Genomic DNA, 253 nt, shown 5'->3' with positions numbered 1-253 from the left:
GTGCCGATGTCGTAATCCGAGCCGAGCGCATGGCGCACGCCCCCTAGGATCATCTGCTTGGCGCGCTCCGGCTTGCGGCGGCAGAGCTGGAAGAAATACATGCCCCAGAGCACATTGCGCCATCGGATCATGTGATAGGCGAGCCTCAAGGGCAGCTTCTCGCGCAGCTTGTTGGCGAGCGCGTCTTCCGCGGGCCGCGCAACCACATAGGTCGGCGAGCGCTGCAGCAGGGTGACATGCGCGGCGGTCTTGG

General features: G+C 65.2%; 1 pseudogene. It reads right to left on the bottom strand.

The features are described 5' to 3' along the window. Positions 1 to 253: pseudogene (locus RVY79_RS20680) on the bottom strand (FAD-containing monooxygenase EthA); the annotation flags it as partial.

This window comes from Chromohalobacter sp. HP20-39 (assembly GCF_033052815.1).
Lineage (GTDB): Bacteria > Pseudomonadota > Gammaproteobacteria > Pseudomonadales > Halomonadaceae > Chromohalobacter.
The sequence above is the reverse complement of the archived record's forward strand: the minus strand, read 5'-3'. Positions and strand labels throughout refer to the sequence as shown.